This window comes from Enterobacter sp. UPMP2060 (genome assembly GCF_053709655.1).
Genome location: NZ_JBSKJQ010000001.1, coordinates 1,054,617 through 1,078,518, shown reverse-complemented (window position 1 = coordinate 1,078,518; position 23,902 = coordinate 1,054,617). Strand labels below are relative to the sequence as shown.

Annotated in this window: 22 protein-coding genes and 1 pseudogene; 7 read left to right on the top strand and 16 right to left on the bottom strand. The window is 57.1% G+C overall.

The window, feature by feature from the left end; all coding sequences use genetic code 11:
* Positions 1 to 5 precede the first annotated feature (5 nt).
* From urtD to ACWKXN_RS05215, 6 genes are all read right to left on the bottom strand, one after another.
* Positions 6 to 803: an urea ABC transporter ATP-binding protein UrtD gene (gene urtD / locus ACWKXN_RS05240; RefSeq protein ID WP_094935483.1), complete on the bottom strand. Its 798-nt coding sequence runs from the start codon at positions 801 to 803 to the stop codon at positions 6 to 8.
* Positions 803 to 1,876, bottom strand: coding sequence for an urea ABC transporter permease subunit UrtC (gene urtC / locus ACWKXN_RS05235; RefSeq protein ID WP_047060857.1), 1,074 nt, complete (start codon positions 1,874 to 1,876; stop codon positions 803 to 805). Before urtC ends, urtD begins: the two co-directional genes overlap by 1 nt.
* Complete coding sequence (gene urtB / locus ACWKXN_RS05230) at positions 1,876 to 3,450, bottom strand: urea ABC transporter permease subunit UrtB (RefSeq protein ID WP_454543417.1); 1,575 nt, start codon at positions 3,448 to 3,450, stop codon at positions 1,876 to 1,878. The genes urtC and urtB overlap by 1 nt, the downstream gene beginning before the upstream one ends.
* A 22-nt stretch (positions 3,451 to 3,472) precedes the next feature.
* Complete coding sequence (gene urtA / locus ACWKXN_RS05225) at positions 3,473 to 4,744, bottom strand: urea ABC transporter substrate-binding protein (RefSeq protein WP_033145526.1); 1,272 nt, start codon at positions 4,742 to 4,744, stop codon at positions 3,473 to 3,475.
* A 202-nt stretch (positions 4,745 to 4,946) separates the two neighbouring features.
* Positions 4,947 to 6,050 carry a cobalamin-independent methionine synthase II family protein gene (locus ACWKXN_RS05220; RefSeq protein WP_033145525.1) on the bottom strand — a complete coding sequence of 368 codons (1,104 nt, stop codon included), beginning with the start codon at positions 6,048 to 6,050 and terminating at the stop codon, positions 4,947 to 4,949.
* A gap of 156 nt (positions 6,051 to 6,206) precedes the next feature.
* Entirely contained in the window at positions 6,207 to 6,620 is a 414-nt protein-coding gene (locus ACWKXN_RS05215; RefSeq protein WP_047060853.1) for a rhodanese-like domain-containing protein, read from the bottom strand.
* Positions 6,621 to 6,693: 73 nt separating this feature from the next.
* On the opposite strand from ACWKXN_RS05215, the gene ftrA reads away from it, so the two are divergent.
* Positions 6,694 to 7,701, top strand: coding sequence for a transcriptional regulator FtrA (gene ftrA, locus ACWKXN_RS05210; RefSeq protein WP_211438041.1), 1,008 nt, complete (start codon positions 6,694 to 6,696; stop codon positions 7,699 to 7,701).
* A 40-nt stretch (positions 7,702 to 7,741) separates the two neighbouring features.
* On the top strand, positions 7,742 to 8,278 hold the full coding sequence (locus ACWKXN_RS05205) for a dihydrofolate reductase family protein (RefSeq protein ID WP_454543416.1): 537 nt from the start codon (positions 7,742 to 7,744) through the stop codon (positions 8,276 to 8,278).
* A 164-nt stretch (positions 8,279 to 8,442) separates the two neighbouring features.
* On the opposite strand, the gene ACWKXN_RS05200 is transcribed toward ACWKXN_RS05205, so the two are convergent.
* A complete protein-coding gene (locus ACWKXN_RS05200; protein WP_039262500.1) occupies positions 8,443 to 8,805 on the bottom strand; it encodes a hypothetical protein in 363 nt (120 codons plus the stop codon).
* Between the two features lie 245 nt (positions 8,806 to 9,050).
* Here ACWKXN_RS05200 and ACWKXN_RS05195 point away from each other — a divergent pair, with 245 nt between their 5' ends.
* Complete coding sequence (locus tag ACWKXN_RS05195) at positions 9,051 to 9,281, top strand: DUF2554 family protein (RefSeq protein ID WP_039262502.1); 231 nt, start codon at positions 9,051 to 9,053, stop codon at positions 9,279 to 9,281.
* On the opposite strand, the gene ACWKXN_RS05190 is transcribed toward ACWKXN_RS05195, so the two are convergent.
* Positions 9,282 to 11,246, bottom strand: coding sequence for a peptidase U32 family protein (locus tag ACWKXN_RS05190; RefSeq protein ID WP_454543415.1), 1,965 nt, complete (start codon positions 11,244 to 11,246; stop codon positions 9,282 to 9,284).
* Positions 11,247 to 11,326: 80 nt separating this feature from the next.
* Positions 11,327 to 11,854, bottom strand: coding sequence for a helix-turn-helix domain-containing protein (locus ACWKXN_RS05185; protein ID WP_454543414.1), 528 nt, complete (start codon positions 11,852 to 11,854; stop codon positions 11,327 to 11,329).
* Between the two features lie 92 nt (positions 11,855 to 11,946).
* Between ACWKXN_RS05185 and ACWKXN_RS05180 the strand changes: the two genes are divergently transcribed.
* Complete coding sequence (locus tag ACWKXN_RS05180; protein ID WP_224978888.1) at positions 11,947 to 13,113, top strand: benzoate/H(+) symporter BenE family transporter; 1,167 nt, start codon at positions 11,947 to 11,949, stop codon at positions 13,111 to 13,113.
* Here ACWKXN_RS05180 and ACWKXN_RS05175 read toward each other — a convergent pair.
* Positions 13,093 to 13,965 carry a helix-turn-helix transcriptional regulator gene (locus ACWKXN_RS05175; RefSeq protein ID WP_454543413.1) on the bottom strand — a complete coding sequence of 291 codons (873 nt, stop codon included), beginning with the start codon at positions 13,963 to 13,965 and terminating at the stop codon, positions 13,093 to 13,095. The two genes, ACWKXN_RS05180 and ACWKXN_RS05175, sit on opposite strands and share 21 nt — an antisense overlap.
* A gap of 173 nt (positions 13,966 to 14,138) precedes the next feature.
* On the opposite strand from ACWKXN_RS05175, the gene ACWKXN_RS05170 reads away from it, so the two are divergent.
* A complete protein-coding gene (locus ACWKXN_RS05170; protein WP_048974714.1) occupies positions 14,139 to 15,035 on the top strand; it encodes a DMT family transporter in 897 nt (298 codons plus the stop codon).
* Positions 15,036 to 15,069: 34 nt separating this feature from the next.
* Here the strand turns inward: ACWKXN_RS05170 and ACWKXN_RS05165 are convergent, their stop codons facing one another.
* Positions 15,070 to 15,744: a DUF3313 domain-containing protein gene (locus ACWKXN_RS05165; protein WP_454543412.1), complete on the bottom strand. Its 675-nt coding sequence runs from the start codon at positions 15,742 to 15,744 to the stop codon at positions 15,070 to 15,072.
* Between the two features lie 135 nt (positions 15,745 to 15,879).
* A pseudogene (locus ACWKXN_RS05160) lies at positions 15,880 to 17,475 on the bottom strand (ABC transporter substrate-binding protein).
* Between the two features lie 111 nt (positions 17,476 to 17,586).
* Between ACWKXN_RS05160 and pepT the strand changes: the two are divergent.
* Positions 17,587 to 18,816 (top strand): peptidase T, encoded by a 1,230-nt coding sequence (gene pepT, locus ACWKXN_RS05155; RefSeq protein ID WP_182072348.1) that lies wholly within the window; start codon positions 17,587 to 17,589, stop codon positions 18,814 to 18,816.
* On the opposite strand, the gene tehB is transcribed toward pepT, so the two are convergent.
* Positions 18,813 to 19,409, bottom strand: a complete 597-nt coding sequence (gene tehB / locus ACWKXN_RS05150) for a tellurite resistance methyltransferase TehB (RefSeq protein WP_155739938.1) — start codon at positions 19,407 to 19,409, stop codon at positions 18,813 to 18,815. The two genes, pepT and tehB, sit on opposite strands and share 4 nt — an antisense overlap.
* A 132-nt stretch (positions 19,410 to 19,541) precedes the next feature.
* Between tehB and ydcK the strand changes: the two genes are divergently transcribed.
* Positions 19,542 to 20,522 carry a YdcK family protein gene (ydcK, locus tag ACWKXN_RS05145; protein WP_454543411.1) on the top strand — a complete coding sequence of 327 codons (981 nt, stop codon included), beginning with the start codon at positions 19,542 to 19,544 and terminating at the stop codon, positions 20,520 to 20,522.
* Here the strand turns inward: ydcK and rimL are convergent.
* The 3 genes from rimL to ACWKXN_RS05130 form a co-directional block, all read right to left on the bottom strand.
* Positions 20,517 to 21,065: a 50S ribosomal protein L7/L12-serine acetyltransferase gene (gene rimL / locus ACWKXN_RS05140; RefSeq protein WP_196354404.1), complete on the bottom strand. Its 549-nt coding sequence runs from the start codon at positions 21,063 to 21,065 to the stop codon at positions 20,517 to 20,519. The genes ydcK and rimL overlap by 6 nt on opposite strands.
* 45 nt (positions 21,066 to 21,110) lie before the next feature.
* The gene (locus tag ACWKXN_RS05135; RefSeq protein ID WP_033145508.1) at positions 21,111 to 22,766 is read right to left on the bottom strand and encodes a glucan biosynthesis protein D; all 1,656 of its coding nucleotides are present in this window, start codon (positions 22,764 to 22,766) and stop codon (positions 21,111 to 21,113) included.
* A gap of 356 nt (positions 22,767 to 23,122) precedes the next feature.
* Entirely contained in the window at positions 23,123 to 23,896 is a 774-nt protein-coding gene (locus tag ACWKXN_RS05130) for a transporter substrate-binding domain-containing protein (protein WP_025756391.1), read from the bottom strand.
* Between the last annotated feature and the right edge of the window lie 6 nt (positions 23,897 to 23,902).

Genomic DNA, 23,902 nt, shown 5'->3' with positions numbered 1-23,902 from the left:
GCTCCTTAGCGCCCCAGATAGACCTCAATCACCTGCTCGTTAGCCTGCACCTCGCGAAGCGAACCTTCCGCCAGCACGCGTCCCTGATGCAGCACCGTGACGTGGTCGGCGATAGTCTCAACAAAGCCCATATCGTGCTCCACCACCATCAGGGAGTGCTTACCCGCCAGCGTTTTGAACAGCTCGGCGGTGTATTCGGTTTCCGCGTCGGTCATCCCGGCGGCCGGTTCATCCAGCAGCAGCAGGTGCGGGTCCTGTACCAGAAGCATACCGATTTCCAGAAACTGTTTTTGCCCGTGCGAAAGCAGCCCGGCGCGGCGGTCGCGCTCGCTGCTAAGGCGCAGCAAAACCAGCATCTCATCGATGCGGTCGCGCTGTTCACCGTTGAGTTTTGCCCGCAGGCTCGCCCAGACGGATTTATCGGTTTTCATGGCGATCTCCAGGTTTTCCCACACCGTCAGCGCTTCAAAAACCGTGGGTTTCTGGAATTTACGCCCGATCCCCTGGCGGGCAATGGCCGCAGGCTCCAGCGTGGTCAGGTCGATGGACTGATCGTAAATCGCCCTCCCGCTCTTTGGCCGAGTTTTACCTGTGATAACGTCCATCAGCGTGGTTTTACCGGCGCCGTTAGGGCCAATCACGCAGCGCAGCTCGCCCACGCCGATATTCAGCGACAGATCGGTCAGGGCCTGAAAGCCGTCAAAATTGACGTTAATGGCCTCAAGCTGCAGCACCGGGTCGGTCTGTTCACGGTAACGATCGCCCGGCAACTGGCGGGTAAATAACCCTTCGGCTGGCTGCATTATTTCTCTCCCTTTCGAAACAGACCGTAGACGCCGCGCGGTAAAAACAGCGTGACGGCGATGAAAATCAGCCCCAGGAACAGCTGCCAGTATTCCGGCATCGCGACGGTGAAGAAACTCTTGGCGCCGTTCACCAGCGCCGCGCCAATCACCGGCCCGACCAGCGTGCCGCGCCCGCCCAGCGCTACCCAGATCGCGGCTTCAATCGAGTTGGTCGGCGACATTTCACCGGGGTTGATAATGCCCACCTGCGGGACGTACAGCGCCCCCGCCAGGCCGCACAGCACGGCGGACAGCGTCCATACCAGCAGCTTGAACCCGCGCGGATCGTAGCCGCAAAACGTCAGGCGGTTTTCGGCGTCGCGAACGGCGGTCAGGATGCGGCCAAACTTGCTCTTCGCCAGCGCAAATCCGGTGCCTAACGCCAGGAGCAGCAACAGCACGGTCGCCAGAAACAGCGCGATACGGGTGGTCGTTTCCGTTACCGAAAACCCGAGCAGCGTGGTGAAGCCGGTAAAGCCGTTATTGCCGCCAAAACCGGTTTCGTTGCGAAAGAACAGCAGCATCCCGGCATAGGTCAGCGCCTGGGTCATAATCGAGAAGTAGACCCCTTTGATTTTTGAGCGGAAGGCGAACCAGCCGAACACCAGCGCCAGCAGGCCCGGTACCATCACAATCAGCACCAGCGCCCAGGCAAAATGCTGGGTTCCCCACCAGAACCACGGCAGCTCGCTCCAGGAGAGAAACGACATAAACGCGGGAAGACCGTCACCCGCAGCCTGGCGCATCAGGTACATGCCCATCGCGTAGCCGCCCAGAGCGAAGAAGATACCGTGCCCGAGAGAGAGCATCCCGGCGTAGCCCCACACCAGATCCAGCGCCACCGCAACGATGGCATAGCAGAGGATCTTGCCAATCAGCGTCAGCATCCAGGTCGACAGCGCCAGCGGATGCGTCGCAGGCAGTAAGGCGAAAAACGGTAATATCAGCAGACACACCACCAGCAGGCTGCCTGCAAGTTGCGTTGTGCGCGGCGCTTTGCGCGCCAGCGTTAAGGTCAGCGGCTGGCTCATCAGTCAATCACCCTCCCTTTCAGCGCAAACAGCCCCTGAGGGCGTTTTTGAATAAACAGCACGATCGCCACCAGAATCACGATCTTGCCCAGCACCGCCCCCATCTGCGGTTCAAGAATTTTATTGAAAATACCCAGACCAAACGCCGCGGCCACGCTGCCTGCCAGCTGGCCTACGCCACCGAGAACGACCACGAGGAAGGAATCAATAATGTAGCCCTGACCCAGCTCCGGCCCGACGTTACCGAGCTGTGATAGCGCCACGCCGCCTAACCCCGCAATTCCTGAGCCAAGCCCAAACGCCAGCATATCGACGCGGCCTGTCGGTACCCCGCAGCAGGCGGCCATGCTGCGGTTCTGCGTCACCGCACGTACGTTCAGCCCCAGACGGGTTTTATTCAGAATGAGCCAGGTAAAGAACAGCACCAGCAGCACGAAGCCCAGCACCACGATGCGGTTCCACGGCAGCGTCAGGTTGGCAAAAACCTGCACCCCGCCGGACAGCCATGCCGGGTTGGCGACCTCCAGGTTCTGGGCGCCAAACGTCATGCGCACCAGCTGGATGAGCATCAGGCTAATCCCCCACGTTGCCAGCAGCGTTTCCAGTGGGCGACCGTACAGATGGCGGATCACGGTGCGCTCCAGCACCATCCCGATGCCCGCCGTCAGGCAGAACGCCACCGGAAGCGCGATAACGGGATAGAGCGCCAGCCACTGTGGCGCAAGCCCGGCCATCGCCTGCTGCACCATCCAGGTTGCATACGCCCCCAGCATCAGCATCTCACCGTGCGCCATATTGATGACGCCCAGCAGGCCGTAGGTGATGGCAAGCCCCAGCGCCGCCAGCAGCAGCACCGACCCCCGAGAGAGCCCCATAAACGCCTGGCCCAGCAGATCGCCCCACATCAGTCGATGCTGGATCTGGCTCAGGCTCTCCTGCGCGGCGGCGCGCACCCCGGCATCCGGCTCTGTCTGTGCCTGGGTAAACGGGGTAAGTCTGGACTCCACGTCCGGATCGTCGGACTGCCCTAATAACTCGACGGCCTTGCGGCGCACCTCTGCCTGCGGGCTGGCTAGCTGGAGATTCGCTACCGCCAGTAAAAGCGCCTGACGTGCCACCGCGTCCGTTTCATCGTTTACCCGCTTTTCCAGAAAAGCGAGCATTCCGGGCTGGGCATCACGCTGAAGCTGACGGGCTGCGGCCCGCCTTTCTGTGACACTGTCACTCACCAGCTGATGCGTAGCGATGGCCGTGGCGGCCAGCACGCGCAGCCGGTTGGTCAGACGAACGGCTTTGGCTGGCCCTTCGGCCGCCTTAGCGTTACCGAGCGAGACCATTTGACCGTTGCGCTGCGCAAAGGCGTGCTTTTGGCTGTCGGTATAGAGGTTTTCTTTTTGCAGTGCCTGCAGCAGCGGCAGCCTCGCGGCGTCCGGCGCTTCGGCCCACTGCGTCAGCAACTCCGCCTGCTGGCTGCGGCTGGCGGCAACAAAACGATCGGCATCCGATGCCTGCGCCATCCCTGGCAGCAGTCCGGAAAGCCATACAAGAGCGATGAACATGCGCATGGCGTTCATGACGTTTCTCCCTGGTGATGGCTTAGTTGCTGGCGGTTTTCATCGGCTGGTCGGGCTTTTTATCGTTACCGGCGATGAACGGGCTCCACGGCTGGGCGCGTACCGGCTGTTCCGTCTGCCACACCACGTTGAACTGACCGTTGCCTTCGATTTCACCGATCATGACCGGCTTATGCAGATGGTGGTTGGTGGCATCCATGGTGAGCGTAAAGCCTGACGGCGCCTTAAAGGACTGGCCGGCCATCGCCGCACGCACTTTATCCACGTCGGTTGTGCCCGCTTTTTCCACCGCCTGCGCCCACATATGGATCCCCACGTAGGTCGCTTCCATCGGGTCGTTGGTCACCACGGTATCGGCGTTCGGCAGCTTGTGCGCCTTCGCATAGGCTTTGTAATCCGCCACGAAGGCCTGGTTGGTCGGGTTATCCACGGATTCAAAGTAGTTCCACGCCGCGAGGTTGCCGACCAGCGGTTTGGTGTCGATCCCGCGCAGCTCTTCTTCTCCTACGGAGAACGCCACCACCGGCACGTCGGTCGCCTTCAGCCCCTGGTTAGCCAGCTCTTTGTAGAACGGAACGTTGGAATCGCCGTTGATGGTCGACACCACGGCGGTTTTGCCGCCCGCGGAGAATTTCTTGATGTTAGCGACAATGGTCTGGTAGTCGCTATGACCGAACGGGGTATAAACCTCCTCGATGTCCTTATCCTCCACCCCTTTCGAATGCAGGAACGCGCGCAGGATCTTGTTGGTGGTGCGCGGGTAAACATAGTCCGTGCCCAGCAGGAAGAAGCGCTTCGCCGCGCCGCCGTCTTCGCTCATCAGGTATTCCACCGCCGGGATGGCCTGCTGGTTCGGTGCGGCGCCGGTATAGAAGACGTTTGGCGACATCTCTTCGCCTTCATACTGCACCGGATAAAACAGCAGACCGTTCAGCTCCTCGAAGACCGGCAGCACGGATTTGCGCGATACCGACGTCCAGCAGCCGAATACCACCGCCACTTTATCCTGACTTAACAGCTGGCGCGCCTTCTCGGCAAACAGCGGCCAGTTTGAGGCGGGATCCACCACCACCGGCTCCAGTTTTTTACCCAGCACGCCGCCTTTCGCGTTGATCTCGTCGATGGTCATCAGCGCGACGTCTTTCAGCGGCGTTTCGGAGATGGCCATGGTGCCGGAAAGAGAATGCATGATTCCCACTTTGATGGTATCGGCCGCCTGCACGCCAAAACTCATTCCCATCGTCACGACGGACGCGGATAACGCAAAGGCTTTTAATAAGGTACGACGCTGCATATTTTCACTCCTGAAAAAGAACGCTGTGCGAAAACGTCCGTTACGGCGTGGACGCGGAAAAAAATGTGTCAGCGAAGCAGGAGCAAAAAGGATGCCAGAATGGAGGAAGCGCTATTTCAGGAAGGGGAACGCAGGATGTAAAGAGAACGTCTCAGAATGGCACAGCGCTGCACTTTTATAATGCAGCGCTGTGGATGAGGCTTTACCAGACTTCGCTGGCGATCTGCGTGACCAGACGGACTTTGTCCCACTGCTGGGATTCGCTCAGGCTGTTGCCCTCTTCGGTAGAGGCAAAGCCGCACTGCGGGCTGAGGCAAATTTGCTCTTTTGCCACGTATTTCGCCGCCTCTTCCAGACGGGCTTTAATCCCCTCCGGGTTCTCCAGCTCGCCGTTTTTCGTGGTGATCAGGCCCAGCACCACCTGCTGCTTGCCCGGGCGAATGAAGCGCAATGGCGCGAAATCCCCGCTGCGGTCGTTGTCGTATTCAAGGAAGAACGCGTCAACGTTGACCGTCCCGAACAGCACTTCCGCCACCGGCTCATAGCCGCCTTCGGAAATCCAGGTTGAACGGAAGTTACCGCGGCAGACGTGCAGCCCGATGGTCAGATCGTCCGGCTTGCCTTCCAGCGCCTTGTTCAGGACGCGGGCATAGATGCGTGCCAGCTCATCGGCATCGTCACCGCGCTCGCGGATCTGACGGCGCTGATCGTCCGAACAGAGATAGGCCCAGACGGTATCGTCCAGCTGCAGGTAACGGCAGCCCGCGTCGTAAAATGCGCGGATGGCGTCGCGCCAGGTGGTCGCCAGATCGTCGAAATAGTCATTCAGATCCGGGTAGACCGTCGCATCGATGTCTTTACGGCCGCCGCGGAAATGGAGCACGCTCGGGCTGGGAATGGTCATCTTCGGCTGAGCATTGCCGCTGATGCTTTTCAGGTAACGGAAATCTTCGAGCATCGGGTGGTCGCCAAAGCCCAGCTTGCCGGTGACGCGCACGCCGTGGGCTTTGGTTTGTACCCCGTTGAACTGGATCCCCTGCTGTGAATCGTAACGCTCAACGCCCTGCAGACCGTCAAAGAAGTCGAAGTGCCACCAGGCACGGCGAAATTCACCGTCGGTGACCACATGCAGGCCGCACGCACACTGCTGCTCAACGACGTGGCGAATGGCATCATCCTCTACCGCGCGAAGCTGTCCGGCGTCAATTTCGCCGCTGGCGAACTTCAGGCGAGCCTCTTTGATGGCATCCGGGCGTAAAAAACTGCCGACTACATCGGCGCGGTACGGGGCGTGCTGTCGTTGCATGGAAATCTCCTCAGTCTGCCGGCGATAATTGCCAGCAGTGATAATTCATCATTTGAATCTTTAGACTTCTGGATGTCTAAATGTCCAAAAAAGATGTCATACCTGTCCTGTTCCGGCAAACGAGAAAATTTCACGGGTGTTGAAAAAAATTCATCTTCACAGGGCGACGGCGGTTTCGCTGCTGGCAAAGGCGAACTTTTCATCCTCCCAGCCGGTGATCCCCCCGAGCATGATTTTGACCGGCAGCCCGAGGCGCGCCAGCTTCAGCGCGGCTCTGTCCGCGCCGTTACAGTGCGGCCCTGCGCAGTAAACGACGAACAGCGTGCCTTCAGGCCATTGGGCCATGCGCTCGGCGGTCATCTGGCTCCGCGGCAGGTGCAGTGCGCCGGGCACGTGACGGCGGGCAAACTGCTCCGGGCTGCCCACCACGTGCAGCAGCACGAAGTCCTGCTCATTATTGGCGATGGCGTGATGCACATCCGCGCAGTCGGTTTCAACGCTCAGGCGGCGCAGAAAATGGGTAACGGCTTCCTGCGGCTCGGCAGCCGGAAATTCAGTAACATAGCTCATGATCCTTCCTCATCTTTGGCGTTTGTGTTAACACTACTCTATCCACAAATTCAGCCCGTGAATGCGTTCGTTTATGCCAGAAAACAGCAAAAAGATGACAAACTTAAGACAAATTGCCCGCCCGCAGGTGGTCGTGCTGGCGTATGACGGTCTGTGTACCTTTGAGTTTGGCGTAGCGGTGGAGATCTTCGGCCTGCCGCGTCCCGAGCTTGGCGATGAATGGTATCGTTTTGCGGTGGCGAGCGTGGACAGCGGTGAACTTCGGGCAACTGGCGGGATCCGCATCGTTACCGATGGTGATTTAAGCCTGCTTGCGTCTGCGGACCTGATTGTGGTTCCCGGCTGGCGGGGGCTGGATTCACCGGTTCCGGACGCGCTCTGCGAGGCACTACGCCAGGCCAGCGCGCGAGGATGCCGGCTGCTCTCCATCTGTTCGGGGGTGTTTGTGCTGGCCGCTACGGGGCTGCTGAACGGCCGCAAAGCCACAACCCACTGGCGCTACATCGACGCGCTTAAAGCCCGTTATCCAGACATCGACGTGGTTGAGGATGTGCTCTACCAGGACGAAGGCGATATTCTGACGTCCGCCGGCAGCGCGGCGGGAATCGATCTCTGTCTGCACGTTGTGCGGCGGGATTATGGCATGGAAACCGCCAACAGCGTGGCGCGTCGGCTGGTCATTCCCCCTCACCGGGATGGTTCACAGCCACAACAGCTGAGCCACCCGGTAGCCCAGCTGCGGGAAAGCCAGCGTCTCGGCCAGCTGTTTGACTTTCTGCACACGCATCTTATCGAGGCGCACAGCGTCGACTCCCTGGCGCGTCGGGTCGGAATGAGCCAGCGCACCTTCCTTCGTCGTTTCGAGGCGGCAACGGGGACGACGCCCGCACGCTGGTTAATCAATGAACGCCTGCTGAGAGCAAAAGATTATCTGGAAAGCAGCAGGTTGAGCATCGACAGCATCGCTGAACAGACCGGGTTTGGTCAGGCGTCGACACTGCGTCATCATTTTCGCCAGCAGTTCGCGCTTTCCCCGGCTCAGTATCGCAAACAATTTTCACGTCCGGGTACTGCCCGCTGAGGCGTTATTTTTATGGCTACACTGGCATACGGAGCACCTGATGGTCACTACACACGTTTTTATCGCGGTTAGTCTTGATGGCTACATCGCCCGACAGAATGACGATATCGACTGGCTGCTGCAGCGCGACGATCCCACAGAAGACCATGGCTATGAGGCGTTCATCGCGGACAAAGAGTGGATCGTGATGGGCCGGGGTAGCTATGAAAAGGTACTGACCTTTGACGCATGGCCTTATGAACGGCCCGTGCTGGTACTCTCCCGACAGCTGGCCGGTACGCCCGTGCCGGAGGCGCTGAAGGGAAAAGTGCAGTTCTCTTGCCGCACGCCAAAGGAGGTGCTGGACGATCTCGCTGCGCAGAACGTTCATCGGGTCTATCTCGATGGCGGACAGGTGATCCAGTCATTCCTGCGCGAAGGGCTGGTGGCCGATATGGTGATCACGACCGTTCCTGTCCTGCTCGGAGCGGGAAAACAGCTTTTCGGAACCCTTCCTCAGGATATCGATTTAACGCTTGTATCAAGCCGCAGTTTCCCTTCGGGTCTGGTGCAGTCACATTATCGGCTGAGGCCATAAAACCATCGCGATGGCCTGCGCAAAAAAAAACCGCCAATAACTGGCGGTAAATGCTTGCATGGATAGATTTGTGTTTTGGTCTCTACGTCCCGACACTCCGTGGCCGGGCTGCGGATCCCTTACAACCTAACACCTGTTGTCTTAACGAACGCTAAACAACCTTATTAACCTGCATGGGTATTGATCTGCAAATAACGCATAAGCCCCTGCTCAGCGCTCTGTTTTGCGTCGTCATTAAGGGCTTCAAGATAAAAGGAGCGAGCGACACCATAAGGTGCTTTTTCAGAGGGATACACCGCAAACTGGAATGTTTTTCCTCTTGCCTGATGAGTACAATCTAATTCCCAGCGCCGATCGTTTATTTTTTTGCTGGAGCAGGCAACGCCACCATAATCGCTGGTTAAATAGGAACCCACGCGAATTTCCGCAGAACGAATATATTCTGGTTCGTCATTAGCTGCATAACGAATCCCCGCAGCGGCCACAACAGCAACCGCCAGAAGCGCAAGCGCTATTATTTTTTTCATTTAGAAATGACCTGTTCCTTAGCCAGAGACTTACTATTATATAAGGTTTATCCTTAATGCAAATATCTAATTGAGGTCCAGAAATGGTACTTTACAAAGCGTCATGGTTTTTTTAGGAAATATCTTAACCGTAATTCCGAACCCACATTATTTGACATTTTCTTTTCGCTAATTTTAATTTTTGAATAATAACCCTAAAAAATAATCGACATGATTATCCCGCATTCTTTTTCAGCGGTGAATCCATGATTAAAAAAGGGTTATCTTTCGTCATGCTTATCTGTGCGCTGTTTTCCGGCCAGCTTATGGCCGGGCACAAAGGACACGAATATTTATGGGTCAAGAATGTGGCGCATCAGCTTCGTCATGAAGCCGACAGCGATGAGTTGCGAAGCGCTGCGGAAGAGTCGGCGGAGGGTTTGCGCGAGCACCACCTGTGGCAGAAGTCGCGCAAACCGGACACGCACGTTCGGTAATTAGCTGCCCTTGCGTTTCGGCAGCGTTTTCATCAGATCGTCCGGACTGACGGACGCCACGATACTGCCGGGCTGCGGCATTTTGAAGATGTGGTTTTTCATCTTACCAATCACATGCATTTCACAAGGACGGCAGTCGAACTTGAGGGTCAGAACCTCATCGCCGTTTACCAGCTGCATGGGGGTGGCCTTCCAGCTCTTAATGTTCCCTTTCGCCTGCTTAGGACACAGGTTAAACGCAAAGCGCAGGCAGTGCTTGGTGATCATCACCGGCACATCGCCCTTCTCTTCATGCGCTTCATAGGCTGCGTCGATCAGCTGCACGCCGTGGCGATGATAGAATTCACGCGCTTTATGGTTGTAAACGTTGGCGAGGAAGGATAAATGGGTGTCCGGGTAGACTGGCGCAGGTACGGTTTCCGCTTTACGGCTTCCGCGCGGATACTGCGCCAGGCGCGCGGCATCCAGCATCTCTGCCGTTTCACGGCGGAACTGGTTAAGCAGGCTGTTTGGCACGAACAGCGCGTCCGGCAGCGCCACGCCGATCGCACGCGCGTAATAAATCGTCTGGCCCAGCTTCGCCACGCCATCCTTCAGGCTGTTAAGCGCTTTTTCGGCATTGTTTGCCACCTCGAAATGACCATCGAGCGTATGCGTCACGCTGATGCCGTCTTCGCAGGTCATGGTCAGAATCAGCTGCTCTTCCCAGCCGCCCAGCTCAATGTCCACGGCGATACGACGTTCGCTGGAGGTTTTCAGCAGCGCCTGCTGCCAGTTATGATCGAGATTACGGTTAAGCGCCGCGTTCGGCCGCGCCTTGTAGAGATCGGCGGGCATTTCATTCGGCCAGACGCGGTAGCGGTTCTCGCCGGTTTTCTCGACCGTATTGGCACGGAAGCCTACGACCTCACGCTTAATCATCACGTTAAGGCCATCTCCGTTCGCCAGCGGTTCCGTCACTTCAACATCAAGGTGATCCTTCGCCACTTTCAGCACTTCGCCCACCGGTAAACCGATAAACTTCGGTGAGTCAAACGCGCCGATATCCCCTTTACGGGCATTCACAAAATAGTCCGTGCTGCCGCGGTGGAACGTTTTGTCCGTCGACGGAATAAAGAAATGCTCGGTGCGGCCGGCCGACGCGCGCGCCAGGTCGCCGCGATCTTCGATGATGGCGTCCAGCATCTGGCGATAGTGCGCGGTGATGTTCTTCACGTAGCTCATATCTTTGTAGCGCCCTTCAATCTTGAAGGAACGCACGCCCGCGTCGATCAGCGCGCCCAGGTTGGCCGTCTGATCGTTATCCTTCATGGAGAGCAGGTGTTTTTCGAACGCCACGACGCGGCCCCGATCGTCTTTCAGGGTATACGGCAGGCGGCAGGCCTGAGAACAGTCGCCGCGGTTGGCGCTGCGGCCCGTCTGCGCGTGGGAAATATTGCACTGACCGGAGTAAGCCACGCACAGCGCGCCGTGGATAAAGAATTCGATCGTCGCGTCTGTCGCCTGGTGAATATCGCGGATCTGATTCAGGTTCAGCTCGCGCGCCAGAACGATCTGCGAAAAGCCGACGTCGGAGAGAAACTTGGCCTTCTCGACCGTGCGGATATCGCACTGGGTACTGGCATGCAGTTCAATGGGCGGAATATCCAGCTCCAGAACGCCCATATCCTGAACGATCAGGGCATCAATGCCGGCCTGGTAGAGATCGGTAATCAGACGTCGTGCAGGCTCCAGCTCATCATCATGAAGAATGGTGTTCAGGGTCACGAACACTTTCGCCCCGAAACGGTGGGCGAACGGCACCAGTTCAGCAATATCGCTCAGGCTGTTGCTGGCGTTATGGCGGGCACCGAAGCCCGGGCCGCCAATGTAGACGGCATCAGCACCATGAAGGATCGCTTCACGGGCAATGGCGGCGTCGCGGGCCGGGCTTAAAAGTTCAAGATGATGGGATTGCAGGCGCATACTTCGTCGTTATCCGTTATGGTCAAAATGGCGGCTATTGTAGTCAGAAGTATGCGTCAGCGAAACAGTTTTGCGTAGCGTCAGCGGGGATAATGAATCAGGGAGTGAAAATGCACCGTCCGGTCGCTGCTGTTGCGGTAGGCGTGCGGTTTATCGCCGGCGAAACGGACGCCCGAATCGGCAGAAATCGTCTGCCACGTGCCCTCAATCTTCATATCCAGCTCGCCGCTGACCACCACCACATGTTCAATCACCCCGGCCTCATGCGGCGTGGATTCACTCAGCGCGCCGGGTGCCAGCGTGATGGAGAAATAATCAAACCCGAGCGTCTCGTCCCACGGAAAAAGCGGTTTGACCACCATCGCCTGCTGCTGCGGGTCAAACACCGCCTGCCGGTCCGCCTCTGGCGTGATGAACGCGGAAAACGGCACGTTCAGCCCGGTGGCAATTTTCCACAGCGTCGACACCGTCGGGCTGGATTCATTGCGCTCGATTTGCCCCAGCATCGCTTTTGACACGCCGGTCTCGTCCGCGAGCTTCGATAAACTCCAGCCGCGCGTCTGGCGCAGCGTTTTCAGCGTTGTTGCAAGGTGTAGTGTGATGTCCATAGTCCCTCCTGATGGCGATCAGCATACCACTTGTACGCTATAGCGCACAGTGTTACCTTATATCGGACGTTATAACGCACAACGGAGTTTTCATGCGCCCTTCCTCTCACCTTGTTCCAGTCGCCCTGGCTGGTTTTGTCGCCGTGCTGGTCGGTTACGCCAGCTCGGCCGCCATCATCTGGCAGGCCGCCGCGGCGGCTGGTGCCAGCGCGCAGCAGATCGCAGGCTGGATGACCGCGCTGGGGATTGGGATGGGCGTCAGCACGCTGGCGCTTTCCTGGTGGTACAAAGCGCCGGTGCTGACCGCCTGGTCAACGCCCGGCGCGGCGCTGCTCGCCACCAGCCTGCACGGCGTAACGCTGCCGGAAACGATCGGCGTGTTCATCTTTGCTAACGCGCTCATTTTACTTTGCGGCATCACCGGGCTCTTCGCCCGTCTGATGAGACTGATCCCCCATTCGCTTGCTGCCGCCATGCTGGCAGGCGTGTTGCTGCAGTTTGGCCTGCACGCGTTTGCGCACCTTGAGGGGCACTTTCTGCTGTGCGGCAGCATGATTGCGGCGTGGCTGATCGCAAAAGCGCTGGCACCGCGCTACGCCATCGTGGTCACGCTGCTGGTCGGCGGTATCGTGGCATGGGCCGGCGGTGACGTTGTCACTGACAAGGTTACCCTATCTCTGGTAATGCCTGAATTTATTGCGCCTACGTTCACCTTCACCAGCCTGGTGAGTATTGGCGTGCCCTTCTTCCTGGTGACTATGGCCTCACAAAACGCGCCGGGGTTCGCCACGATGAAGGCCTCCGGTTACCCGCTGGCGGTCTCGCCGCTCATCATCGTTACGGGAGCGCTGGCGCTGCTGTTTTCCCCTTTTGGTGTCTTTTCTATCTGTATCGCGGCCATTACTGCCGCCATTTGTCAAAGCCCGGATGCGCATCCGGATGCCGGTAAACGCTGGCTGGCGGCCACCGCAGCCGGAGGATTTTATCTGCTGGCGGGGATTTTCGGCGGCTCGATTACCGGGCTGATGGCCGCTCTGCCGCTCAGCTGGATCCAGACGCTCGCAGGTCTGGCGCTGCTGGGAACTATCAGCGGGAGTTTATATCAGGCACTGAGCCACGAGGCGGAGCGCGACGCGGCCATCGTCACGTTCCTGATGACCGCGAGCGGCGTCACGATCCTCGGCATCGGTTCGGCATTCTGGGGGCTGGTGCTGGGCGGCGTGTGCTATGCCCTGTTTTCACGCGCTCGCCGCGCGTAGCTGCGAAGGCGTCATGCCCGTCGCGCTGCGAAAGCGGTTGCTGAAGTGGCTGGCGGAGTTAAACCCGCAGGCAAGCGCGATGTCCGTTAGCGGCGTCGCCGTGTTCTGCACAAGGGCCTTCGCTTTTTCCATTCGCCTCTGCATCACGTACTGATGCGGCGCCAGCCCCGTCGACTGGCGGAACATGCGGGCAAAATGGTATTCGCTAAGGGCGGCCTGCGCCGCCAGTTCAGCCAGCGTCAGGGGTTGCCCGAGGTTCTCTTCGATAAAGGCCAGCACGTTACGCAGTACGAATGGCGATAGCCCGCCGGTGACGACCGGCAGCTTCCACTGAACGTTAGAGTAGTTTTGCAGCAGATGGGTCAGGAGCAGCGTAGAGGCCGTACTCAGGGTGAGCTGGTTGGCGTGCTGCTGCCAGTCGCAGCCGAGCAAAAACTGGCGATACAGCGCGGTGATCTTCGGAGCGCTACCAAAAATGCGCTCGTCGAGCGTCAGCGAAAGCGGGCGCTTGTCCCAGATCTTTTCCCCCACGTCGCGCAGGTGTTCATCGGTGCAGTAGAGATGCACAAACGACAGGTCATCACGGATATCCCACGTCGATTCGCTCTCTTTTGGCATCAAGCAGAAGCGGTCCGGCCCCCCGCCGTTCTTCCAGCCGCCCGGCGTTTTTTGGTAGCTTTCGTAGCCGTCCGCCACGTACAGGCTCAGAGTATGGTGGTTACTTTTTACCGTTATCGTATCGTGCTTGTTGTACCACGCTGCCAGCTGAATGCCCGAATTCAGCGAGACGGTTTCCCGCAGGACCGCATTCTGTTGGCAAAGCGTTTCAAAGGTATCGTAAGCGTGAGACATGACCGTAAGCGCGTGATTGACTGGAATATCAGTCTAAGAAGAGTTGTCTCCCGTTGCCAGCCCCCGGGAAAGAAAAAAGCGCAAGATTTTGCAAGTCGACCGCAAGCCGGTGAAAGCCCCTGACCGATCTCAGCGGCATACTGCGGGCTTCCGTGGTTTGAGAAGAGAAAAATATGAACGCATTATTATACGGACTGGTGGTGGTCATCTGGGGAACCACCTGGATTGCGATTTTCCTGCAGCAGGGTCCCGTAGCGGCGCCCGTCTCTATTTTCTGGCGTTTCGCCGTCGCCAGCCTCACGATGATGGTGGTATTAATCGCCCTGCGCCGCCTGCGCAAGCTGGCGCTGCGGGATCACCTTTTTTGTATGCTCCAGGGATGCTGCGTTTTCTGCTTTAACTTCTGGTGTTTTTACGCCGCAGCCTCGCACATCAACACCGGGCTGGAATCGGTGATCTTCTCCATGGCCGTACTCTATAACGCCATTAACAGCTTTATCTTCTTCGGGCAGCGGCCGCCCGCGCGTTTCTGGACGGCGGCGGCACTGGGCCTGACTGGGATCGTCACCCTCTTCTGGGACGATCTGCTGGCCAGCGGCTGGAGCGCGTCGCTCCTGACCGGAATTGGCCTCTCCGCGCTCGGCACCTACGGCTTCTCGCTGGGCAATATGATCAGCATGCGTCACCAGCGCAAAGGCCTTGAAACCATGACCACCAACGCCTGGGCGATGCTCTACGGTACGCTGGTGATGGGCTGCATTGCCCTGGTCAGAGGCGACAGCTTCGCGCCAGAGTGGACCGTCAGCTACATTGGCGCGCTGCTCTATCTGGCCGTGTTTGGTTCGGTGATTGCCTTTGGCGCCTACTTCACGCTGGTGGGACGTATCGGTCCGGGCAAAGCGGCCTACAGTACGCTGCTCTTCCCGCTGGTGGCGCTGTCCATCTCTACGGTGTATGAAGGCTACGTCTGGCATATCAACGGTATCGTGGGGTTATTGCTGATTCTGGGGGGAAATATGGTGATGTTTACCAAACCAGAAACCTGGTTCAGACGCTTACGAACGGCGTAAATAAAAAGGCCTGCATTACGCAGGCCGTTTTATTTTATTTCGCGGTCTTTTTCACATCAAACATGGTGGCGTCCGTCGCCATGTCATCAACAACCTGCTTCAGGGTTGCAAACGTCATCGGCGTACTTTCGTTGTTCAGATCTTTACCTTCGCCTTTACGCACCACCTTCATGACCGGTTTGTTGGTGGCCGCATCGATCAGTTCGCCTTCAAAGAAGAGATGCGTATCCATGGTGCGATGCCCGGTTGCCATCTGCGTACCGGCTACCACCAGCGCGACCGGCACCACTTCATAGAACTGCAGACCTTCTTTCTGCGAACTCACCCCGGTAATTGCACCGCGGAAAATCAGGCTGTGTTTACCCGGCGTGGTCACGACTGGCTTACGGGTACCAATAGCAGTTTTCATTTTGTTATTGGTGTAATTCAACAGCTCATCAAGCGTTTTTTGACCAATTTGAGTGGTCGGTTTAGGCGCGGGATAATAAGTAATCGGCGTCCAGAGAATACTGTCGTAATTAGCTTCGTTATAAGAAGGATCAACCCAACGCAGCGTTGGTTTACCCGTCGCAGACGTCGTCTGCTGCAAGCCTGAATAGTCTTTTAAAAAGCCAGAATATTGTTCGGGAGCCGCGACTTTTGAAGAACAGCCCGCCAACGCCAACAGACCAATAAGCACTGCAACTTTAAAAAAAGTTTGAGTACGCATGATAGTTTTCCATGTTATCTGCAAGTATGCATTTGAAGTTATAGCAAAAGACCGACGGGTTTGTTGTGACAAAAAATGATGCGGAGAGCACAAATTGCGAAAAGACTGCCCGGAAGCGTGCCGGGCAGTGAAAAATTACTGATTTATATCCAGTTGCCAGAACAGATGTTTGCCAAACGGGTCAATTTCATAGCCCGTCACCTCCTTGCGCACCGGTTCGAAAATGGTTGAATGCGCAATCATCACCGCCGGCATTTGATCATGCATCATTTGCTGAGCCTCTTTATACAGCGCCACGCGTTTATCGCGATCGGTGGTTGATTTTGCTTCCGCAATAATGTTATCGAAGGGCTTATAGCACCATTTCGCCGAATTTGAGCCACCGTTTGCCGAGGTACAGGTAAATAGCGGGCCAAAGAAGTTGTCGGGATCGCCCGTTGCGGTCGTCCAGCCCATCAGTGCGGCCTGATGTTCCCCGCCCTTCACGCGCTTAAGGTATTCGCCCCACTCGTAGGTGACGATTTTGGTCTGTACGCCGATTTTCGCCCAGTCGGCCTGAATCATCTCCGCCATGCGTTTCGCATTCGGATTGTACGGACGCTGCACCGGCATCGCCCACAGGTCGACGCTCACGCCGTTGGCAAAACCGGCCTCTTCCAGCAGCGCTTTCGCCTTTTCAGGATCGTAATCGTAATCCTTAAGCTCGCTGTCTGCGCTCCAGACGCCCGGCGGCAGCAGGTTCTTTGCAGCGGTGCCGGTGCCGTGGAAAACCGCATCAATAATGGCCGACTTATTGATGGCCATCGCCAGCGCCTGACGGACTTTTACGTTATCCAGCGGCGGCTTTTGGGTATTAAACGCCAGAAAGCCGGTATTCAGTCCGGCTTTGCTCATCAGGTTGATGTCTTTGTTCGCCTTCATGCGCGGCAGGTCCGCCGGGTTCGGGAACGGCATCACCTGACACTCGTTCTTCTCAATTTTGGCAAACCGCACGGAGGCATCCGGGGTGATGCTAAACACCAGCCGATCCAGCTTCGATTTCCCCTGCCAGTAGTCGTCGAACGCCGTAAATAGGATCCGCGAATCCTTCTGATACTGCGCCAGCTTAAACGGCCCGGTGCCTATAGGCTCCATATCCACCTTCTCCGGCGTGCCCGCTTTGAGCATCGCGTCGGCATATTCCGCAGACAGGATAGAGGCAAAATACCATGCCAGATCGGCGACAAACGGCGCTTCCGGATGTGCCAGGGTAAAGCGCACGGTGTGGTCATCAACTTTATCAATGCCGGTAATCAGGCTGCCAAACTCCAGACTTTCGAAGTTGGAATAGCTGCCGTTAGAGACGTTGTGATACGGATGATTCACGTCTTTCTGGCGCATAAACGAGAAAATCACGTCGTCGGCGTTAAAGTCGCGGGTCGGCGTGAAGGATTTATTGCTCTGGAACTTGACGCCCTTACGCAGATGGAAGGTGTAAACCTTGCCGTCGTCGCTCACCTCCCAGCGCTCCGCCAGGCTTGGCACCAGCTCCGTGGTGCCGGGTTTGAAATCAACCAGCCGGTTATAGACCGGCACGGCGCTGGCGTCCACGCTGGTTCCCGAGGTGTATAGCTGAGGATTAAAGTTTTCCGGCGATCCCTAGGAGCAATACACCAGCGTTTTCGCGGCGACGGTGGAACTGACCGTGAGTACAGCAAGCGCCAGCGTTATAGTTGTGAGTTTGCTTTTCATCATTTATTCCTGTCTTTTTAATTCGACGGCTAATTAATTCTTTTGCCATTTCATAAATAACATTAAAGTGATGTGGCAAACACCTGAAAAATAAATAAGGAATAAATCACTATGGGCTCGCCGCTTTCCAGACAATTAACGCACCGTTTTTTCCGCTATCTCGCGATCACCAGCCAGAGCGACCCCAAAGTCAAAACCCTGCCCTCAACGCCGGGCCAGCACGACATGGCGCGCGAGCTGGCGCAGGAGCTGGCACAGCTGGGGTTAGACGATATTGTGATTGATGAATTCGCCACGGTAACGGCGGTCAAAAAAGGCAACGTGCCCGGCGCGCCGCGCATCGGCTTTATTACCCATATTGATACCGTGGACGTGGGATTATCACCGGATATTCATCCACAAATATTAACCTTTACCGGAGAAGATCTCTGCCTGAATAAAGAGAAAGACATCTGGCTGCGGGTTAACGAGCACCCTGAAATTCTGGCGTATCCGAATGAGGAGATTATTTTCAGCGACGGAACCAGCGTATTGGGCGCGGATAATAAATCGGCGGTCACGGTGGTCATGACGGTGCTGGAAAACCTGACGGCGGAACATCAGCACGGGGATATCGTCGTGGCGTTTGTGCCTGACGAAGAGATCGGCCTGAACGGTGCAAAAGCGCTGGACCTTAAGCGCTTTGACGTCGACTTCGCCTGGACCATCGACTGCTGCGAGCTGGGGGAAATTGTCTACGAGAATTTTAATGCGGCAGCCGCTGAGATCCGCTTTACCGGCGTAACGGCGCACCCGATGTCCGCCAAAGGCGTGCTGGTGAATCCCCTGCTGATGGCGACTGACTACATCAACCATTTTGACCGCCAGCAAACGCCGGAGTGCACCGAGGGGCGTGAGGGCTATATCTGGTTTAACGGCATTCAGGCCGGGCAAAACGAGGCCATTCTTAAGGCCAATATCCGCGACTTTGACAAGGACAACTTTGCTGCCCGCAAGCAGCAAATTGCCGACGTTGCCGCGCTGATTGCCGCCCAACATCCAACGGCCAGGGTGGACTATCGCATTGAAGATACCTACAGCAATATCAGCAATGCGATTGGTGAAGACAGGCGCGCCATCGATCTGATGTTCGAGGCGATGGAATCACTCGGCATCACGCCGAAGCCGACGCCCATGCGCGGCGGTACCGACGGCGCGGCGCTCTCGGCAAAAGGGCTGCTCACGCCGAACTTCTTCACCGGCGCGCATAACTTCCACTCGAAGTTTGAATTCCTGCCGCTGTCGTCGTTCGAGGCGTCTTACAACACCGCCCTGCAGATCTGCCTGCTTGCTGCCCGCTAAGCGGGCTTGCGCGCCAGCATCGTGGCAAAGCGCAGCTTGATGCGGTTGCCGTTTTCGTCGGTGCGGTGCAGTTCGCCAACGTCTTCGTTGTATTTGAGCAACTCCCAGCCTTCGTAGTAGTTGCTCAGCTCACCGCTTTTGAACGCAAACGGGAAGCCGACGGTGCACGGGTAATCCGCCGTATCCATCGCGGCAACAATCAGGTTGTAGCCGCCGGGCCTGGTGCAGCGCTGCATGTTGGCGATAAGTCCCGGGATGGTTTTTGACTCCAGGAACATCAGCACTACGGTGGAGAGAATAAAATCGTACTCGCCGTCAAAACTCAGGTTGTTGAGATCTTTAATCGCCGTGTGGAGGTTATCGATCCCTTCTTCCGCCTTAATGCGCTCGATATTCTCGATGCTCATCGGGTTCTTATCCCACGCGGTCACCTCGTAACCGTTGGCCGCCAGATAAAGGCTGTTGCGGCCGTTGCCGCAGCCCAGATCCAGCGTTTTACCCGGTTTAATTCTTGCCGCACTGAACAGCACCTCTGAATGGGTGCGGGTTAAGCCATATTTCTCTGTGAAGTAATTCTCATCAACGGTCATTATTTTTTCCTGAGCCTGCATAAGTTTAAAGTGCATCCTGAATGCCATTTTAAGGCGTTTACCGTCTGGTTGCCAGCCGCTCGAAAACCGAAAAATTTGCTACGTTTAGTTAAGACGCTTATCAGAGACCTAAAGATGAACAAATATCGCCTTAGCGACGAAACACGCCTCTGGCAATGGAAAAACGGCGACACTACCCGCTCCGTCACGCTGCGGCAGATTATCGCGACAGTGGATTTTAACGACGTGACGGTCGGCACGAAAGGCGGCTGGGTTGACGATGAGCGCGCCCTCGCGCAGGACGGAGACTGTTGGATCTACGACGAAAACAGCGTGGTGTTCGCCGGTGCCGTCGTGTCCGGCAACGCGCGCCTTACCCTGCCGTGCGTCATCAGCCACGATGCGCATATCAGCGGCAGCTGCTGGCTGGACGCGGCAGAAGTCAGCCACGGCGCGCGCATAAGTGACAACGTCACCATTCAGCACTCCTGCGTGCGGGGCGAATGCCATCTCTACGGCGACGCCCGCATTCTGCACAACAGCGTTATCATCGCCGCCAAAGGGCTGACGCCGGACCATGACCAGATCCTGCAAATCTACGACAAGGCGACCGTCAGTCAGTCGCGCATTGTGCACCAGGCGCAAATCTACGGCGAGGCGATGGTTAATTTTGCGTTTGTTGAGCACCGCGCCGAAATATTCGACAACGCCATCCTCGAAGGTAACGACTTAAATAACGTCTGGGTCTGCGACTGCGCAAAGGTCTATGGCAACGCCCGCGTGATTGCCGGTTATGACGACGATGCTATTCCGACGGTGCGCTACAGCTCTCAGATTGCGGAGAATGCCGTGGTGGAAGGAAACTGCGTCATCAAGCACCACGTTCTGATTGGCGGTCAGGCATGGCTGCGCGGCGGGCCGATCATGCTGGACGATAAGGTGGTGATCCAGGGACGCGCGCGGATCAGCGGAGATGTGCTCATTGAGCACCGGGTTGAAATCACCGATGATGCGGTCATTGAAGCCTTTGGCGGGGAGAGCATTCACCTGCGCGGCGAAAAGGTGATTAACGGCGACCAGCGCATCACCCGCACCCCGCTGCTGGGAGCGTTATAGGGCGTAGATCTTCCCGTAGATGTTCACATCGTCAAAGCGGCCATTCAGGTATTCCGCTTCCCGCAGGCACCCTTCCAGCGTAAAACCGTTACGCACGGCAACGCTGTTGCTGTGCTGATTCGCCACCCGACACTTGATCACAAAACGGCGGATCTCCCCGCGTTCGACGTAGTAGCGCATAAACGCCTGCAGTGACCGGGAGAGAATGCCCTGCCCCTGATGGCTTTCATCCAGCCAGTAGCCGATGTACCCGGCTTTGTTGGCTGGTTCAATCGTATTGAACGACAGCACGCCGACCAGTTCATCACTCTTGAATATCAAAAACATTTTGGCGTAGCCGCGCTGATGCAGCATCTGGTTACTTTGCACGTTGCGGCGGGTATCGTCCTCGCTGCCCACGTGCTGCGCCCAGTCAAAGGCGGTTTGCAGAAAGGCTTTGTTTTGGACGACGAGATTATGCAGATCGGCGGTGTAGCGCTCTTCGACGGCGCGAAGCTCGAGAGCGTCAGATACCGGGATAATTTCGGATTTTGCTGCGGTCATTGCCCCTCACCCTAACCCTCTCCCAAAGGGAGAGGGAATCGATCGTTAACGCATTATCCGGTCGTCAACGTAGTTACGTTTATCCGGCGCCGGCGGGAAATACTGGTACAGCCAGGTTTCACTGATGGCATCGCCCTGGCAGCGCAGGAACAGGCGCATATCCACCGGCTCCGTCGAATCCGAGGTTGGGTACCAGTCAAACAGGATGCGATAGCCGTCAAACGGCTCAACGTAGAGGATCTCAACCTGCTTCGCTTCTCCGCTGGAGAGCGTAATCACCGGCTCGATGCCTTTTGGCGCAGCGGCCTTGAGGTCGCCACCGACGAAGTCGATAGCAAAGCGACGGGCCCACACTTTCGGGTAATTTTCGCCCGGTGCCCAGCCTTCCGGGAAGCCGCCCATGCCGGTACGGGTGGCGAAGACGTTGGCCAGCGGAGAACGCACCGGCGGCATGGCGCTCCAGTACAGACGATATTTAAAGTCCAGCTCGTCGCCCGCCTTCACCGCTTTTTCCGGCTGCCAGAAGCAGACCACGTTATCCAGCGTTTCGCCGGTGGTCGGGATCTCCATCAGGCCAACCGCGCCTTTACCCCAGTCGTTACGCGGTTCAACCCACAGGCTCGGGCGTTTGTTATACCAGCCCATCACGTCCTGATAGTGCGAGAAATCGCGGTCGAGCTGCAGCAGGCCGAACCCTTTCGGGTTTTTGTCCATATAGGCGTTAAACTGCAGCTTCTGCGGGTTGTTCAGCGGACGACAGATCCACTCCCCGTTGCCGCGCCACATTGCCAGGCGGTCGGAGTCATGAATTTGCGGGTGAATGGTGTCACACATGCGGCGTTCGTTATTGCCGCAGCTGAACATGCTGGTCATCGGCGCGATGCCGAGCTGCTTGATGTCCTTCCGCGCGTAGAGATGGTTTTCCACCTCCATAATCACCTGGCTCTTCTCGCAGTGGATCACGAATTTATAGGCGCCGGTGATGCTCGGGCTGTCCAGCAGCGTGTAGACGGTAAAAGTCGTGTCGCCGGGCTTGACGGTTTCAAACCAGAAGGCGGTAAAGTCCGGGAACTCTTCCGGCGTGTCGGTAAAGGTGTCTACCGCCAGACCGCGCGCGGAAAGGCCGTACTGGTAGGTGTCATCTACCGCGCGGAAATAGCTCGCGCCCAGGAAAGAGACAATATCGCGACGCGCCAGCTCAGGCGCCTTAAAGGCGCGGAATCCCGCAAAGCCGAGATCGCTTTGCCCTTCAAGCTGCTTGGTATCCACACCCGTTTCGCCGTAGCTGAACAGCTCCGGACGGAAGTGGATCTCGCGCGCCATAGAGGTCGACTGGTCCAGCGAGAACATCCGCACGCGGCGACGGAACCCCATCCCCATATGGAAGAACTGCACGTCCAGCTGACGCCCTTCAATGTTGTTCCACAGTGACTGTTTTTCATCGTAGCGGATGGCGTTGTACGCCTGCGGCGTCATGGTTGCCAGCGTGTCCGGCAGCGGACGCGGCGCGCCACCCCACGGGGTTTTCGCCAGGTCATGCGCCATGGATTGCAGTACGGAGAAGTCGAAACGACGGCTCTGTCCGTCAGCAATGTCAGAGTCGGCAGCGTATGCCGCTTTGGAAAACAGGGAAGCAAGGCCAGATGTGCCGCTCAGGGCTGCCACTGCCAGCGAGCCTTTTAGAAAACGTCTGCGATTCATGCCTGGAAAAACGTCCTTATGGTCGTGTGAATGTGTTTCGCGCTCGGCGAAATGACGGCAAGAAAGAACGCACAGCCTAAACAAAAATGGTTAAGAATCCAATTGTTGGCCGGTGATTATATGAACAAAGTGAGAAATATTTTCTGTCGACCAGAACGGCCCGAAAGTGGTGTAAAAAACAGTAAATACACAAAATCATTCATGCTGGATCAAGGCGGCAAGTCTGAGAATCCCCAGGAGCTTACTTAAGTAAGTGACTGGGGTGAACAGACGTAGCCAACGCAGAGGCAGCTTGAAGGATGAAGTGTATTAAAAATGCCCCGGCGCGACATCGTTCGCCGGGGCTAATGAGGCGGTTATTTTACGCTGACATCGATACCCGGGAAGTACTTATCAGCGAGTTTAGCGATCGTGCCGTCGGCACGTACTTTATCGATCGCGGCATCAAGCTGCTTTTTGGTGGCCTCGTCGCCCTTACGCAACCCAAAACCGATCCCACTGCCGAGGATAGTGTCGTCAGACACCGGTTTGCCGATGAAGCCAAACCCTTTCCCCTGCGGCTTGCTGAGGAAACCTGCCTGCCCGGCCGCGGACATGACCAGCGAGGCGTCGATACGGCCATTCAGCAGATCGCCCCAGGCCATATTCTGATCTTTATAAGACACCACGGTGACACCCTGCTTTTCCCAGTGCTCTTTGGCATAGGTTTCCTGGATGGATCCCTGCAGCACGCCGATGGTTTTCCCCTTCAGCCCTTCTGGGGTTGCCTCAACCGCCGTACCTGCCTTGCCGACCAGCTGCGACGGAATACGGTAGATCGGTTGGGTAAAATCAATGCTCTTGCGGCGCTGCTCGGTGATGTTCATCGCCGAGTTGATGGCGTCAAATTTCTTCGCCACCAGGCCCGGGATCAGCGCATCAAAGGAGGTTTCAACCCAGCTGCACTTCAGCGCTGCCGCTTTGCAGATGGCATTCCCCAGCTCAACGTCAAACCCTTCCAGTTCGCCCGCCGCATTGCGGCTCTCAAACGGCGGATATTCCGCTTCCAGACCGTAACGCAGCTCGGTGGCCGCGAAGGAAGAAAAAGTACACAGCAATCCCATGCCGACAACTAACGCGCGTAATTTCATCTCATA